This is a genomic window from Streptomyces sp. NPDC006879 (assembly GCF_042869595.1).
Classification (GTDB): domain Bacteria; phylum Actinomycetota; class Actinomycetes; order Streptomycetales; family Streptomycetaceae; genus Streptomyces.
Genome location: NZ_JBIAGC010000003.1, coordinates 167,659 through 180,677, shown reverse-complemented (window position 1 = coordinate 180,677; position 13,019 = coordinate 167,659). Strand labels below are relative to the sequence as shown.

The following is a 13,019-nucleotide window of genomic DNA, read 5'->3' as shown; positions in this document are numbered from 1 at the left end:
GCCTGAGCTCGTCGGCGTGCACCGAAGTACGTGGATCCGCCGCACTCGTCCACCACATCCGCGCCGCCCCACCACCCAAGGGGCAAGGCGCACATTCCGATGAACACCGAGCGTGACAACCGGGCAGCGCCCTGTGTACCTCGCGCCCGAGAGAGGCTTCGCCATGACCGCAACCACCCAGACCCCCCAGGAGAAACTCGCTCCGCCGGGCCGGCGGCGCGAGCGCCGCGCCGTCGAGTCGCAGGCCCGGACGCGCCGTGTCGCCGGGCGGCTCTGCCAGACGGCCGTTCTGCCCGTGGAGCAGGTGTTCGAGCAGCTGGACACCGACGGCGAGGGCCTCAGCCACGCCGAAGCGCGGCGTCGAACCGCTCGGCACGGCCCGAACACCATCGCGCGCCAGCCGGCCGCCCGTTGGTGGATCTCCCTCGCCCGGGCCTACCGCAGCCCGTTCATCGGGATGCTCCTCGTGCTCGCCGCGATCATGTACTGGCAGGACCCCGCCGACCCCGGCGTCGTCATCCTGTCCGTGATGGTGACGGTCAGCGGCCTGGTGCGGTTCTGGCAGGAGCACCGCTCGGGGCGGGCTGCCGAAGCGCTGAAGCAGTGGGTCACCACCACCGCCCGCGTGCAGCGGCGGGGCACCGGAACCGAGACCGTGGAGGTCCCGACCGGTCAGGTGCTGCCCGGCGACATCGTCCGGCTCAGGGCGGGCGACCTGGTACCGGCCGATCTGCGACTGCTCACGAGCAAGGACCTGATGGTCTCCCAGGCGACGCTGTCGGGAGAGTCCCTGCCGGTGGCCAAGACCGCGCTGCCCGAGCCGTTCGAAGCGGTCACCGGCCCCCACCACGTGGCCCGCACCCAAACCTCCGACCCGGTGGAAGCCGCCAACATATGCCTGCTCGGCACTTCGGTGGCCTCGGGGACCGCCACCGGCGTGGTCCTAGCCACCGGTGCGGACACCTACTTCGGTTCGATGGCAGGCGCACTCGTCAGCGAACGGCCGCAGACGAACTTCGACCACGGGGTGCGCCGGGTCAGCTTCCTGCTGATCCGCTTCATGCTGGTCATGGTGCCGGTGGTGTTCGCCGTAAACGGGCTGACCAAAGGCGATTGGGACGAGGCGCTTCTGTTCGCCATCGCAGTGGCGGTGGGCCTGACGCCCGAGATGCTGCCCATGGTGGTGTCGGCCAACCTGGCCCGTGGTGCACTGGCCATGTCCCGGCGCAAGGTCGTGGTGAAACAGCTCAACGCGATCCAGAACCTCGGCGCGATGGACGTGCTGTGCACCGACAAGACGGGCACGCTGACCGAGGACCGCATCGACTTGGAACGCTGCGTGGACGCCTTCGGTCGAAGCGACAGCGAAGTGCTTGAGTACGCCTATCTCAACGCGCACTTCCAGACCGGCCTGCCCAGCCGACTGGACCAGGTGATCATCGAGCGGATGGACGAGGCCGAGGAGGTTGTCGTCGATGCGCGGTTCACAGCGGTCGACGAGATCCCCTTCGACTTCGCCCGCCGACGCCTGTCGGTGGTGATCCGGCGGAACGACCCTGCGGGCGCGCCCGGACCGGCAGATCACCAGTTGGTGACCAAGGGCGCAGTGGAGGAGGTCTTGGCTGCGTGCACCCGCGTGGTCGACGCCGGTCGGTCGGTGGTCCTGGACGATTCCCTGCGGACGTCGATCACCACCGTGGCGGACGGTCTGTCACTCCGGGGGCTCCGGGTGCTGGCCGTGGCGAGCCGAACGGTCCCCGGTGACCGGGGCACCCCGTACACGGCGGCCGACGAGCAGGACCTGACGCTGGTCGGTTTCCTGACCTTCCTCGATCCCCCGAAGGCGGATGCGCGCCGGGCTCTTGGCGGCCTGGCCGCCAAAGGCATCGCGGTGAAGGTGATCACCGGTGACAGCGAACTGGTCGCCACGCAGGTCTGTTCCGCCGTCGGGGTGGAGGTGGGACAGGTCGTCAGCGGCGCCGAGATCGACCTGCTCGACGAGAGCGCGCTGCGCGAACTCGCCTCGCGAACCACGGTGTTCGTCAGGACCAACCCGATGCAGAAAGCTCGCCTGGTGCGGGCCCTGCAGGCCGATGGGCACACGGTGGGCTTCCTCGGAGACGGGATCAACGATGCCGTCGCCCTCCACGAGGCGGACGTGGGCATCTCGGTGGACACCGCGGTGGAGGTAGCGAAGGAGACGGCCGACGTCATCCTTCTGGAGAAAGACCTGACCGTCCTCGAACAAGGGGTCCTCCAGGGGCGAACCACCTTCGGCAACACCATCAAGTACATCAAGATGACTGCCAGTTCGAACTTCGGCAATGTCTTCTCGGTGCTGGTGGCGAGCGCCTTCATCCCGTTCCAGCCGATGCTGGCGATCCATCTGCTGGTGCAGAACCTGGTGTACGACCTCTCCCAGCTGGCCACCCCCTGGGACCGGATGGATGCGGAGTACCTGCGGCGGCCCCGAAACTGGGACGCCCGGGGAATCGGGCGGTTCATGGTCACCATCGGACCCATCAGCTCGATCTTCGACATCACCACGTTCCTGTTGTTGTGGCACGTCTTCGGGGCCAACACCGAGGCGCACCAGAGCCTCTTCCAGTCGGGCTGGTTCGTCGAGGGCCTGCTGTCCCAGACCTTGATCGTGCACATGATCCGGACCCGGAAGATTCCCTTCATCCAGTCGCGGGCCTCCTGGCCGGTACTGGTGGCGACCTGTTCGGCGGTGGCGGTCGGACTTGTGCTGCCCTTCTCCCCGCTGGCCGAGGGGCTGGGCATGACCGCCCTCCCCCTGGGCTACTTCCCGTGGCTGTTCGGGACCCTGCTTGCGTACTGTGCGCTGACCCAGGGGGTGAAGACCTGGTACATCCGCCGCTTCCGAGAGTGGCTGTGAGCGCACCGCACCATACAAGGGCGCCGGCGGTGCCGTACCCGGCGACGCGCAAAGGGCCGCACCCCCGACGGGGACGCTGTTGGTTTGTTCGGCCCCTGCTTGTGCCCCCGTCGAGCGTCAGCTCGGCGGGGCACAATCCGGCGAAATGGCCGGTACGGGTGCGGGCTCGGGGTGCGCCGGTGAGGTGCGCTTCCATGCGGTTGAGATCGATCGCGGCTCCGGTGAGCTGGTGCTGGAGGCTGGTCTTCGCCACACCCGGTAGCGGGATCTGCGCATGCCGCGGCGCCCGACGGCTTGGGAGATGGTGCTCTCGACGCCGGCCCGGATCCTGTAGCGCTTTCCGGACGTCGCTCTGCTGATCGGCGCGGATACCACGGATGGCGTCGTGCTAGATCTGCTGTTGTCTCAGCATGAGTTCCCGGCGACGGCCGGTGGCCTGGGACGAGGTGTTCCGGCTGCATCGACATCGACACCCACCCCACACAACAACGTCGGTCCCCATGACCACAACCAGGTCATGGGGACCGACGTCACACAAAGGGCCGAATGAACCAACAGCGTCCGCTTCGGCGGGCGGCCGTCGTGGAGCTCGAACCTCGGTGCTTAGCCGCGAATGAGGTTGCGCAGCACGTACTGCATGATGCCGCCGTTGCGGTAGTAGTCCGCCTCACCGGGGGTGTCGATGCGGACGACCGCGTCGAACTCCACGCCGGAGTCGGTGCTGACCTTGACCGTGCGCGGGGTGGTGCCCTCGTTCAGCTCGGTCACGCCGCTGATGGAGAAGGTCTCCTCACCGGTCAGGCCCAGGGAGGCAGCCGAGGCACCCTCGGGGAACTGGAGCGGGAGCACGCCCATGCCGATCAGGTTCGAACGGTGGATGCGCTCATAGGACTCGGCGACCACGGCCTTCACACCGAGCAGCGCGGTGCCCTTGGCCGCCCAGTCGCGGGAGGAGCCGGAGCCGTACTCCTTGCCCGCAAGGATCACCAGCGCAGTGCCGGCGGCCTGGTAGTTCTGCGAGGCGTCGTAGATGAAGGAGACCGGGCCGCCGTCCTTGGTGAAGTCACGCGTGAAGCCACCCTCGGTACCCGGCGCGATCTGGTTGCGCAGGCGGATGTTGGCGAACGTCCCGCGGATCATGACCTCGTGGTTGCCCCGGCGCGAGCCGTAGGAGTTGAAGTCACGACGCTCCACACCGTGCTCGGTGAGGTACTTGCCAGCCGGGGTGTCGGCCTTGATCGCACCGGCCGGGGAGATGTGGTCGGTGGTGACCGAATCACCGAGCTTGGCCAGGACACGGGCGCCCGTGATGTCGCTGACCGGAGTGGTCTGCATCGTCATGCCCTCGAAGTACGGGGGCTTGCGCACGTAGGTGGACTGCGGGTCCCACTCGAAGGTGTCGCCGGTCGGGATCGGCAGCGCCTGCCACTGGGCGTCTCCCGCGAAGACGTCCTGGTAGGACTTGTTGAACATGTCCTCGCCGATGGCGTTGGCCACCACGTCGTTGACCTCGGCCTCGGAAGGCCAGATGTCCTTGAGGAAGACCGGGTTGCCCTCGGTGTCGGAGCCGATGGCCTCCGTGGTGATGTCCACCTTCATGGATCCGGCGATGGCGTACGCGACGACCAGCGGCGGGGAGGCGAGGTAGTTCATCTTGACGTCGGGGTTGATCCGGCCCTCGAAGTTGCGGTTGCCGGAGAGCACCGAGGTGACCGCGAGGTCCGCCTCGTTGATTGCCTTCGAGATCTCCTCGTCCAGCGGACCGGAGTTGCCGATGCAGGTGGTGCAGCCGTAGCCGACCAGGTTGAAGCCCAGCTTGTCGAGGTAGGGGGTCAGCCCGGCCTTGTCGAAGTAGTCGGTGACGACCTTCGAGCCAGGAGCCAGGGTGGTCTTGACCCACGGCTTGCGGGTCAGGCCCTTCTCGACCGCCTTCTTGGCCACGAGCGCCGCGGCGACCATGACGTAGGGGTTCGAGGTGTTGGTGCAGGAGGTGATCGCGGCGACGGTGACGGCGCCGTGATCGATCTCGAAGGAGGAGCCGTCGGCCATGGTGACCAGGGTCGGCTTGGTCGGCACACCGTTGGAGGTCGCCGGGGCGTCGGACGCCGGGAAGGACTCCTTGCCGGCCTCCTCGTCGTCGGAGACGTAGTTACGCACGTCCTGGGCGAACTGCTCAGCGGCGTTGGCCAGGATGATGCGGTCCTGCGGGCGCTTCGGGCCAGCGATGGAGGGGACGACCGTGGAGAGGTCCAGCTCCAGCTTCTCGGAGAAGTCCGGCTCGGCGGCCGGGTCCAGCCACAGGCCCTGCTCCTTGGCGTACGCCTCGACGAGCGCGACCTGCTGTGCGGAACGGCCGGTCAGCCTCAGGTAGTTCAGGGTCTCGCCGTCGATGGGGAAGATCGCGGCGGTGGAACCGAACTCGGGCGACATGTTGCCGATGGTGGCGCGGTTCGCCAGCGAGGTGGCGGCCACGCCCTCCCCGTAGAACTCCACGAACTTGCCGACGACACCGTGCTTGCGCAGCATCTCGGTGATGGTCAACACCAGGTCGGTGGCGGTGGTGCCGGTGGGCAGTTCACCGGTCAGCTTGAAGCCGACGACCCGCGGGATGAGCATGGAGACCGGCTGACCGAGCATCGCGGCCTCGGCCTCGATGCCGCCCACGCCCCAGCCGAGCACGCCCAGGCCGTTGACCATGGTGGTGTGGGAGTCGGTGCCGACCAGGGTGTCGGGGTACGCCTGTCCGCCGCGGACCATCACGGTACGGGCCAGGTGCTCGATGTTGACCTGGTGGACGATGCCGGTGCCCGGCGGGACGACCTTGAACTCGTCGAAGGCCGTCTGACCCCAGCGCAGGAACTGGTAGCGCTCCTTGTTGCGGCCGTACTCCAGCTCCACGTTCTGGGTGAACGCGTCCTTGGTGCCGAACTTGTCGGCGATGACGGAGTGGTCGATGACCAGCTCGGCCGGCGCCAGCGGGTTGATCTTGGAGGCGTCGCCGCCGAGCTCCTTGACGGCCTCGCGCATGGTGGCGAGGTCCACGACACAGGGGACACCGGTGAAGTCCTGCATGATCACGCGGGCCGGCGTGAACTGGATCTCCTGACTCGGCTGAGCCTGCGAGTCCCAACCGCCCAGCGCCCGGATGTGGTCGGCGGTGATGTTCGCGCCGTCCTCGGTACGCAGCAGGTTCTCCAGCAGTACCTTCAGGCTGTAAGGGAGGCGCGCGGAGCCCTCGACCTTGTCCAACCGGAAGATCTCGTACGACTCGTCGCCCACCTGCAGCGTGCTGCGGGCGTCGAAGCTGTTCGCCGACACGACAGTCTCCTTCATCAATGTGCGCGTTCTGCTACCGCATCCTGCCGCCACGCCCTCCGGCCAATCCGCTAAGGTAAGGCTAAGTTAGGTCACCCTTACCGAGGGGCGGCTGCGGTACGCCTTTGGCAGATATCTCGATGTCGAGATAACTCTAGTACATGACGGCCGGATGCGACGAGGCGCGCACCCGTAGAGCCGTGGGGAGCGTGCGCTCACCACCCCCGAGGCGCCCCTCGGGGCCGCTCTCGACCAGTTGGACCAAGGAGGAGACCGCCGTCACGGCCAGGAGATCAGGGTGCAATGTCACCGTACTCACCGGCGGGTCACACGTCGCGTAGGACTCATCCTCACTCACACAGGCGAGCAGGAGGTCCTGCGGAACTCTCAGCCGATGCCGAGCCGCCGCGGCGAGCACCTGCCTCCCGCCGGGGTCGTAGGCGCAGTACACGGCGTCCGGACGGCCGTCGCCGCCGAAAGCCGCGTCGAAGGCCCGCCCCTCCTGGTCCTGTGGATCAAAGGGGACGAGTAGCACGGGCCGCCCCCGCTCCCGGCACCACCGCTCATAGGCCTCGCCCACTTCGCGGGTGTAGTGCTCCCGGCCGAAGTCGGCGTGCAGGGCGATGCGCCGCGCCCCCGACTCCGTGAAGTGCTCCAGAACCCTCCTGACGGTGGCCGCGTGATCGTTGTCCACCCATACGTCCCCCGGTCGGGGACTTGCGGGGCGACCATCGAAGACCAGCGGCACACCCCGAGCCCGGAGGGCGTCGAGCATCCGGTCACCGGGGGGACTGTCCAGCAAGAGCATGCCGTCCACCGCCAGCGTGTGCCACGAGCACTGCCCACCACGCACGGCGGGCAGGGTAGTCAACGCGTAGCCGCGGGCGTGCGCTGCCGAAGTGGCCGCGGTCACGAACCGTGAGAAGTAGGAGACTTGGGTGAAATCCCAGGCAGATCCTCCGTAAGCGGTCACGGCGAGGCCCAGGCTTCCGGTACGCGGCACCCCCGGCCGCGCGTAGCCGAGTGCGGTGGCGATCTCGCACACCCGACGGCGCGTGGGCTCGGCGATTCGACCGGTACCGTTCAAGGCGTGACTGACCGTCGCGGTGGAAACCTCGGCGGCGCGCGCGATGTCGGCGAAGGTCGGTGCGGACATGCAGGTCATCGTACGGATCCCCGCAAGTGCGGTACGGATGGCAGACGGAATCCGTCGCCGGGAAGAACTACTGGTTAAGGGATTAATCAATGATTGTGACTCGCCACAGCTGACTTCCATCCCCAACTGGAGTGGTCACATTGCAGTGGTCGAGCGCAGTCTCCTCCCTCTCATCGGCGCCGCCGTCACCGCCCTCCCGCCCTTCGCGCCGTGGGCTGCTCGCCGCCGGCGGCGCAGCCGGCGCGGGAGCCCTTATCGGCGCCCTGGCTGGGCCCGCGGTGGCCAGCCCCCGGTCGGCCGCCACTTCCCGCGCGTCGGCCGCGCTGGTCATCCACAACGCCCGGGTCTTCAGCGGACGGCCAGGAGCAGCACCCGCCGAGTCGGTCGCGGTCGGGCGGGACGGCCGCATCCTCGCGGTGGGCGAGGCCGTGACGCGGCGGTTGGTCGGCAGGGACACCGAAGTGGTCAACGGCCACGGCCATACGCTCATGAGCGGCGTCCACGACGGGCATGTGCACCCGCTGGCAGCCGGGCGACGCTCCTTGCGCCCCTCCCTTGAGGGGGCGCAGACCACTCGCGCGGAACTACTGGAGGTCCTCAAGGGATTCCTCGACGAAACCGGCGGCGCGAGCGCCGAGCCGGACGGCTGGCTGGTGGTCGAGGACTGGAACCCGATCGGACTGCTGCCCGGCGGCACCCTCCCGCACCACTCGCTCCTGGACGAGCTCCCAACGCGCCGGCCGGTCGTCCTGGTAGGCGGAGACGGCCACAACCTCTGGGCCAACGATCGGGCTCTGCGGATCGCCGGCATCACCGCCGCCACACCCGATCCGGTGGGCGGGAAGGTGGTCAGGGACGTCGACGGCGCCCCCACCGGGGTCCTCAAGGACGATGCTCAGGCACTGGTGAGCCAGCACGTACCGGAACCCGCAGCAACCGAGGTGACCGCAGCCTGCGCCCGGGCGCTGCGGCAAGCGGCGGCCTGCGGAGTGACCACCATGATGGACGCCCTGGTGGGTCGGGAAGAACTGAGGGTGTACCAGTCCCTGACAGAGGGTGCAGGCATGCCGCAGCGCATCATCCCCGCGCTGCGCATCGAGGCGGACTGGGCCAAGGACCCGCAGACAGCACTCGCTTACGCCCAGGGTTTGGCAAGGGAGTTCGGCGAGAGTGCGGGGTTGCGGTTCGGGACCGTCAAGGTGTTCCTGGACGGGGTCATCGAGTACCCGGCGCAGACCGCGGCCCTCTTGGAGCCCTACCTGGACGGCCAGGGAAGAGTCACGAACAATCGGGGCGAACTGTATGTTTCTGCTCGGGATTACGGAAGGCTCACCGCGACCTTCAACCAAGCGGGCTGGCAACTGCACGCACACGCCTTGGGTGACCGCGCCGTGCGCACGGCACTGGACGGCTACGCCTATGCTCGCCGATCTACAGGGCAACGTGACACACGCAACACCATCGCACACCTACAACTGGTACACCCTTCCGATCTGCGCCGATTCATCCAACTTGGCGTGGTGGCTTGCCTGCAACTGCAATGGGCGACGGCCGACACCTGGACGATGGATGCCCTCCTTCCGCACATCGGCGAGGATCGCCACCGCTGGATGTACCCGGCGCGCAGCCTGGAGCAGGCTGGCGCACGACTGGCGGGCGGCTCCGACTGGCCGGTGGACGCCTTGCAGGTCTGGAACCAGGTCCGCACCGCCATCGACCGCCGCGGCGCCTACGGGGACGGCGACCTGTACCGGCACCTCGAAGGACTCAGCCGAACCTCGGCGCTGCGCATGCACACGTCGGGCACAGCCTGGCAGTTGCGGCAGGACCACCTCACCGGCACGGTCGAGCGGGGCAAGGCGGCGGACCTCGTACTACTGGACCGCGACGTGATGCACTGCCCGGTGGCGGACATCAGCGCCGCACAGGCGGAGCTGACCCTCATGAACGGCCGGGTGACCCACGACGCCCACACCCCGAGCGGACGCGAGGCGAGGGCGAGCCTGGCCGGGCCCCGCGTCGGGCCTCGACCGCTCTCGTACTCCGCGGTACACGGGGGGCGCCACCGAGCTTGCGGTTGTAGCGGGAGCTGAACCATGGAGGTTGGGTCCGACTGATGGGATGACAGATGTGCGGCATACGGGGGACTTGCCCCATATGCCGCACCTCATGGACATCGCAATCTCATATGTGAGATAACGTTCGCCCCATGGCAGACGACTACCTCGAACGCATCGGCAGGCTCATCCGTGACGCCCGGCAACACCGGGGCTGGACACAGAGTCAGCTAGCCGACGCACTCGCCACCAGCCAGAGCGCCGTCAACCGGATCGAGCGCGGCAATCAAAACATCAGCCTTGAGATGATCGCTCGAATCGGTGAAGCACTGGACAGCGAAATCGTCTCGCTGGGCTATGCCGGCCCGATGCACCTGAGAGTGGTCGGCCGCCGCCGACTCTCCGGTGCCATCGACGTCAAGACCAGCAAGAACGCCTGCGTTGCCCTGCTCTGCGCCTCCCTGCTCAACAACGGTCGCACGGTGCTCCGCCGGGTGGCCCGGATCGAGGAGGTCTACCGCCTCCTGGAGGTGCTGAACTCCATCGGCGTGCGCAGCCGCTGGATCAACGACGGCGTGGACCTCGAACTCGTGCCGCCGGCCCAGCTCGACATGGAGGCCATCGACGCCGAGGCCGCCCGCCGCACCCGCAGCATCATCATGTTCCTCGGTCCGATGCTCCACCGCATGGACCGCTTCAGGCTCCCGTACGCCGGCGGCTGCGACCTCGGCACCCGCACCATCGAGCCGCACATGATCGCGCTGCGCCGCTTCGGTCTGGAGATCACCGCGACAGAGGGGCTGTACCACGCCCAGGTACACGCGGACGTCTCCCCCGACCGCCCGATCGTGCTGACCGAACGCGGAGACACCGTCACCGAGAACGCACTGCTGGCAGCCGCGCGCCACGACGGAGTCACCGTCATCCGCAACGCCTCCTCCAACTACATGGTGCAGGACCTCTGTTTCTTCCTTGAGGCACTGGGCGTGCGGGTCGAGGGCATCGGTACCACCACGCTCACCGTGCACGGCGTGCCGAACATCGACGTGGACGTCGACTACTCGCCCTCCGAGGATCCGGTCGAGGCGATGAGCCTGCTCGCCGCCGCGGTCGTCACCGAATCCGAACTGACGATCCGTCGAGTCCCGATCGAGTTCATGGAGATCGAACTCGCGGTGCTGGAGGAAATGGGCCTGGACCATGACCGCTCGCCCGAGTACAACGCCGACAACGGCCGAACCCGGCTGGTGGACCTGACGGTTCGGCCCTCCAAGCTGGAGGCGCCGATCGACAAGATCCACCCCATGCCCTTCCCCGGGCTGAACATCGACAACGTACCGTTCTTCGCCGCCATCGCCGCGGTCGCCCAGGGCCAGACCCTCATCCACGACTGGGTCTACGACAACCGCGCCATCTACCTCACGGACCTCAACCGCCTTGGCGGACGGCTCCAGTTGCTCGACCCGCACCGAGTCCTGGTCGAGGGCCCGACCCGCTGGCGCGCAGCCGAGATGATGTGCCCGCCCGCCCTGCGACCGGCCGTGGTAGTCCTGTTGGCGATGATGGCGGCTGAGGGCACCTCGGTCCTGCGTAACGTCTACGTCATCAACCGTGGGTACGAGGAGCTCGCGGAGCGTCTGAACTCGGTAGGTGCGCAGATCGAGATCTTCCGCGACATCTGATACCCGCGTGCCGCCGCAGGTCGGGGCGCCTCCCCGTCCTCCTAGGCCGTCTGTGGGCCGTCGCCGGTGTCTCCGCCCCCGCGGAAGACCCCGTCGACGGCCCTTCGCGCTCGCGCCTGACTGCTGGGCATGAGGTGCGTAGAGGTCCGCAAGGTAAACCCGGGGCCGCTGTGACCGAGGTACTCCGACAGGGCCTTGACGTTCTTCCCTCGTCGAGCGGGACGGACGCGTGGAAGTGTCGTAAGGCGTGCATGCCGTGCTCGCGCGACTGGGTGAACCGCTCCCCCGGCTCCCGCGGCGGGATGACGACGGCCGCGACCAGCACGGGCTTCCAGCCCCTCATGCTGAAGAAGTTGCGGTTCACCGTTTTCCGCCCCCGCGAGTAGCAGATGAGCGACGCCGTAACCGGCTGCCCTTCCGGCGTCTTCCACGGCAGCGTGACGCTGATCGGCAGCCACTGGGTGATGTGTTCGGCGACCGCGAAGGCAACGGAGTCGGGCAAAGGAACGTCCCGTACCTTCCCGCCCTTCGGCGGGGCGAACACCAGCTTCGCCCTGACCATCTTCACCTGACGCACAACGTGCACGACGCCCCCGAGAGAGTCGATTTCCTCCACGGCCAGCCCGAAGAGCTCCCTCTGTCGCAGGCCGCATCCTCCGCCGACGTCCACCGTCTTCCGGTACGGCACGGGCAGGGCTGCACGCACCGCGAGTGCCAGCTGCTGGACGCGGTCCGGCTCGGCCCCGACGACGACGTCGCCGAGGTTACCGCGGCACAAGTCCGCCGCGTGATCACACACCTGATCAGGCAGGGCCCGGGGGAGGTGGGCGATCCCGACGTCCTGGTGCCACTCGGTGGCGGTGGCATGGCCACCGGCGCCCCTCTGCCCGCTGGCGGTCTGCCGTGGCACGGCCCCCGAGCCGCCGCCTTCGACCTCGCCGCGCTCACCGAGTCCCTCGCGGCCACACCGCGCCTTGGGGCGGAGGGCTTCGTGCTGCTGTTCCCCGGCCGCGACAACACCATGAGCAAGATCAAGTAGGACACCTACGTGGCACCGCACCGGATCACCACCGGGCTCAACGCCCGCGCGGTCTTAGAACGGCTCGGCCCGGACGGCATCGCGGCCGAGATCTGCCACGGCCTGCTCGACGAGTTCCACGACTGGGTCGAGGACGTCACCGCGGACCCGATGCGGCAGCGCGACGCGATTCGCGCCGAGCACCAGCGCATCACCAAGTCGGTGTTGGAGGGGGGACGCGTAAGGAGTACGCCATGCTTGCCAGCCGCTCGCCGATGCGGGCCTCTGCTCCTGCTCCTGGACGGCCGCGACCCGTCGGCCCAGATCCTCCACACCCTGCGGCCCGAGGCCGACGTCCGGCCCGTCAACACCACCGAGGATAGATCCTGATGCCCAACAGCCGTTCCTCGAATACGACTTACAGGTTAGGGGTGCCGACCGCAAGTACCTCGACCATTTCCAGTATGTATCGCCACCATCCACCTCCAACTGCTTTACAGGTTCAATTACTTGACAGCTACCGAGGGGTACGCCAAATGGGTGGCACCGGCCTCGTGGACGGCCTGGGTAGCGTCGCGCTGCTGCCGGAGGCGGTCCACGGCATGGGCGGCGTCGGCAAGACGCAGATCGCCGCCGACTCCGCCGACCGTTACCAGTCCAAGTACGACGTGGTGTGGTGGGATCCCCGCGGAGTGCCCCGGGCGGCTACGCCCTCTGACTGATCAAGCCTCCCAGCTGCGCGGCTTGACTTTTGATGACAACTCGCCTGCAAATCAACGGCGTTCTATATCTCCAGCACGAAAATCAGGTGGTAGCGTCATGGCGGACTCGAACCCGACCAGGAGCCCGCAGGAGCAGGCTCGCCGCAGGATGTGGCTCCTGGTGGCGCTAC

The 13,019-nt window shown here is 67.8% G+C and carries 9 protein-coding genes and 1 pseudogene; 7 read left to right on the top strand and 3 right to left on the bottom strand.

Annotation, left to right across the window (positions count from 1 at the left end):
• Positions 1 to 163 precede the first annotated feature (163 nt).
• A complete protein-coding gene (gene mgtA / locus ACFYMC_RS04030) occupies positions 164 to 2,899 on the top strand; it encodes a magnesium-translocating P-type ATPase (RefSeq protein WP_388518421.1) in 2,736 nt (911 codons plus the stop codon).
• 87 nt (positions 2,900 to 2,986) lie between these two features.
• On the opposite strand, the pseudogene ACFYMC_RS04025 reads toward mgtA, so the two are convergent.
• The 3 genes and pseudogenes from ACFYMC_RS04025 to ACFYMC_RS04015 form a co-directional block, all read right to left on the bottom strand.
• Positions 2,987 to 3,371, bottom strand: a pseudogene (locus ACFYMC_RS04025) (transposase); the annotation flags it as partial.
• A 131-nt stretch (positions 3,372 to 3,502) separates the two neighbouring features.
• Positions 3,503 to 6,217 (bottom strand): aconitate hydratase AcnA, encoded by a 2,715-nt coding sequence (gene acnA / locus ACFYMC_RS04020; RefSeq protein ID WP_388518418.1) that lies wholly within the window; start codon positions 6,215 to 6,217, stop codon positions 3,503 to 3,505.
• A 151-nt stretch (positions 6,218 to 6,368) separates the two neighbouring features.
• Positions 6,369 to 7,370: a LacI family DNA-binding transcriptional regulator gene (locus tag ACFYMC_RS04015; protein ID WP_388518415.1), complete on the bottom strand. Its 1,002-nt coding sequence runs from the start codon at positions 7,368 to 7,370 to the stop codon at positions 6,369 to 6,371.
• A gap of 278 nt (positions 7,371 to 7,648) precedes the next feature.
• On the opposite strand from ACFYMC_RS04015, the gene ACFYMC_RS04010 reads away from it, so the two are divergent.
• The 6 genes from ACFYMC_RS04010 (at position 7,649) to ACFYMC_RS03985 (ending at position 12,849) form a co-directional block, all read left to right on the top strand.
• Positions 7,649 to 9,463: an amidohydrolase gene (locus tag ACFYMC_RS04010; RefSeq protein ID WP_388518412.1), complete on the top strand. Its 1,815-nt coding sequence runs from the start codon at positions 7,649 to 7,651 to the stop codon at positions 9,461 to 9,463.
• A gap of 116 nt (positions 9,464 to 9,579) precedes the next feature.
• The gene (locus tag ACFYMC_RS04005) at positions 9,580 to 11,109 is read left to right on the top strand and encodes a helix-turn-helix domain-containing protein (protein WP_388518409.1); all 1,530 of its coding nucleotides are present in this window, start codon (positions 9,580 to 9,582) and stop codon (positions 11,107 to 11,109) included.
• 389 nt (positions 11,110 to 11,498) lie between these two features.
• Positions 11,499 to 11,681 carry a hypothetical protein gene (locus tag ACFYMC_RS04000; protein ID WP_388518406.1) on the top strand — a complete coding sequence of 61 codons (183 nt, stop codon included), beginning with the start codon at positions 11,499 to 11,501 and terminating at the stop codon, positions 11,679 to 11,681.
• 8 nt (positions 11,682 to 11,689) lie between these two features.
• Positions 11,690 to 12,148 (top strand): hypothetical protein, encoded by a 459-nt coding sequence (locus tag ACFYMC_RS03995; RefSeq protein WP_388518404.1) that lies wholly within the window; start codon positions 11,690 to 11,692, stop codon positions 12,146 to 12,148.
• A gap of 9 nt (positions 12,149 to 12,157) precedes the next feature.
• Complete coding sequence (locus ACFYMC_RS03990; protein WP_388518401.1) at positions 12,158 to 12,517, top strand: hypothetical protein; 360 nt, start codon at positions 12,158 to 12,160, stop codon at positions 12,515 to 12,517.
• A 146-nt stretch (positions 12,518 to 12,663) separates the two neighbouring features.
• Positions 12,664 to 12,849: a hypothetical protein gene (locus ACFYMC_RS03985; protein ID WP_388518398.1), complete on the top strand. Its 186-nt coding sequence runs from the start codon at positions 12,664 to 12,666 to the stop codon at positions 12,847 to 12,849.
• Positions 12,850 to 13,019 lie beyond the last annotated feature (170 nt).

Bases quoted from the DNA above. Each gene is read 5' to 3' on its own strand.
- mgtA (WP_388518421.1), top strand. From the start codon at position 164: ATGACCGCAACCACCCAGACCCCCCAGGAGAAACTCGCTCCGCCGGGC.
- ACFYMC_RS04015 (WP_388518415.1), bottom strand. From the start codon at position 7,370: ATGTCCGCACCGACCTTCGCCGACATCGCGCGCGCCGCCGAGGTTTCC.
- ACFYMC_RS04005 (WP_388518409.1), top strand. From the start codon at position 9,580: ATGGCAGACGACTACCTCGAACGCATCGGCAGGCTCATCCGTGACGCC.
- ACFYMC_RS04000 (WP_388518406.1), top strand. From the start codon at position 11,499: ATGAGCGACGCCGTAACCGGCTGCCCTTCCGGCGTCTTCCACGGCAGC.
- ACFYMC_RS03985 (WP_388518398.1), top strand. From the start codon at position 12,664: ATGGGTGGCACCGGCCTCGTGGACGGCCTGGGTAGCGTCGCGCTGCTG.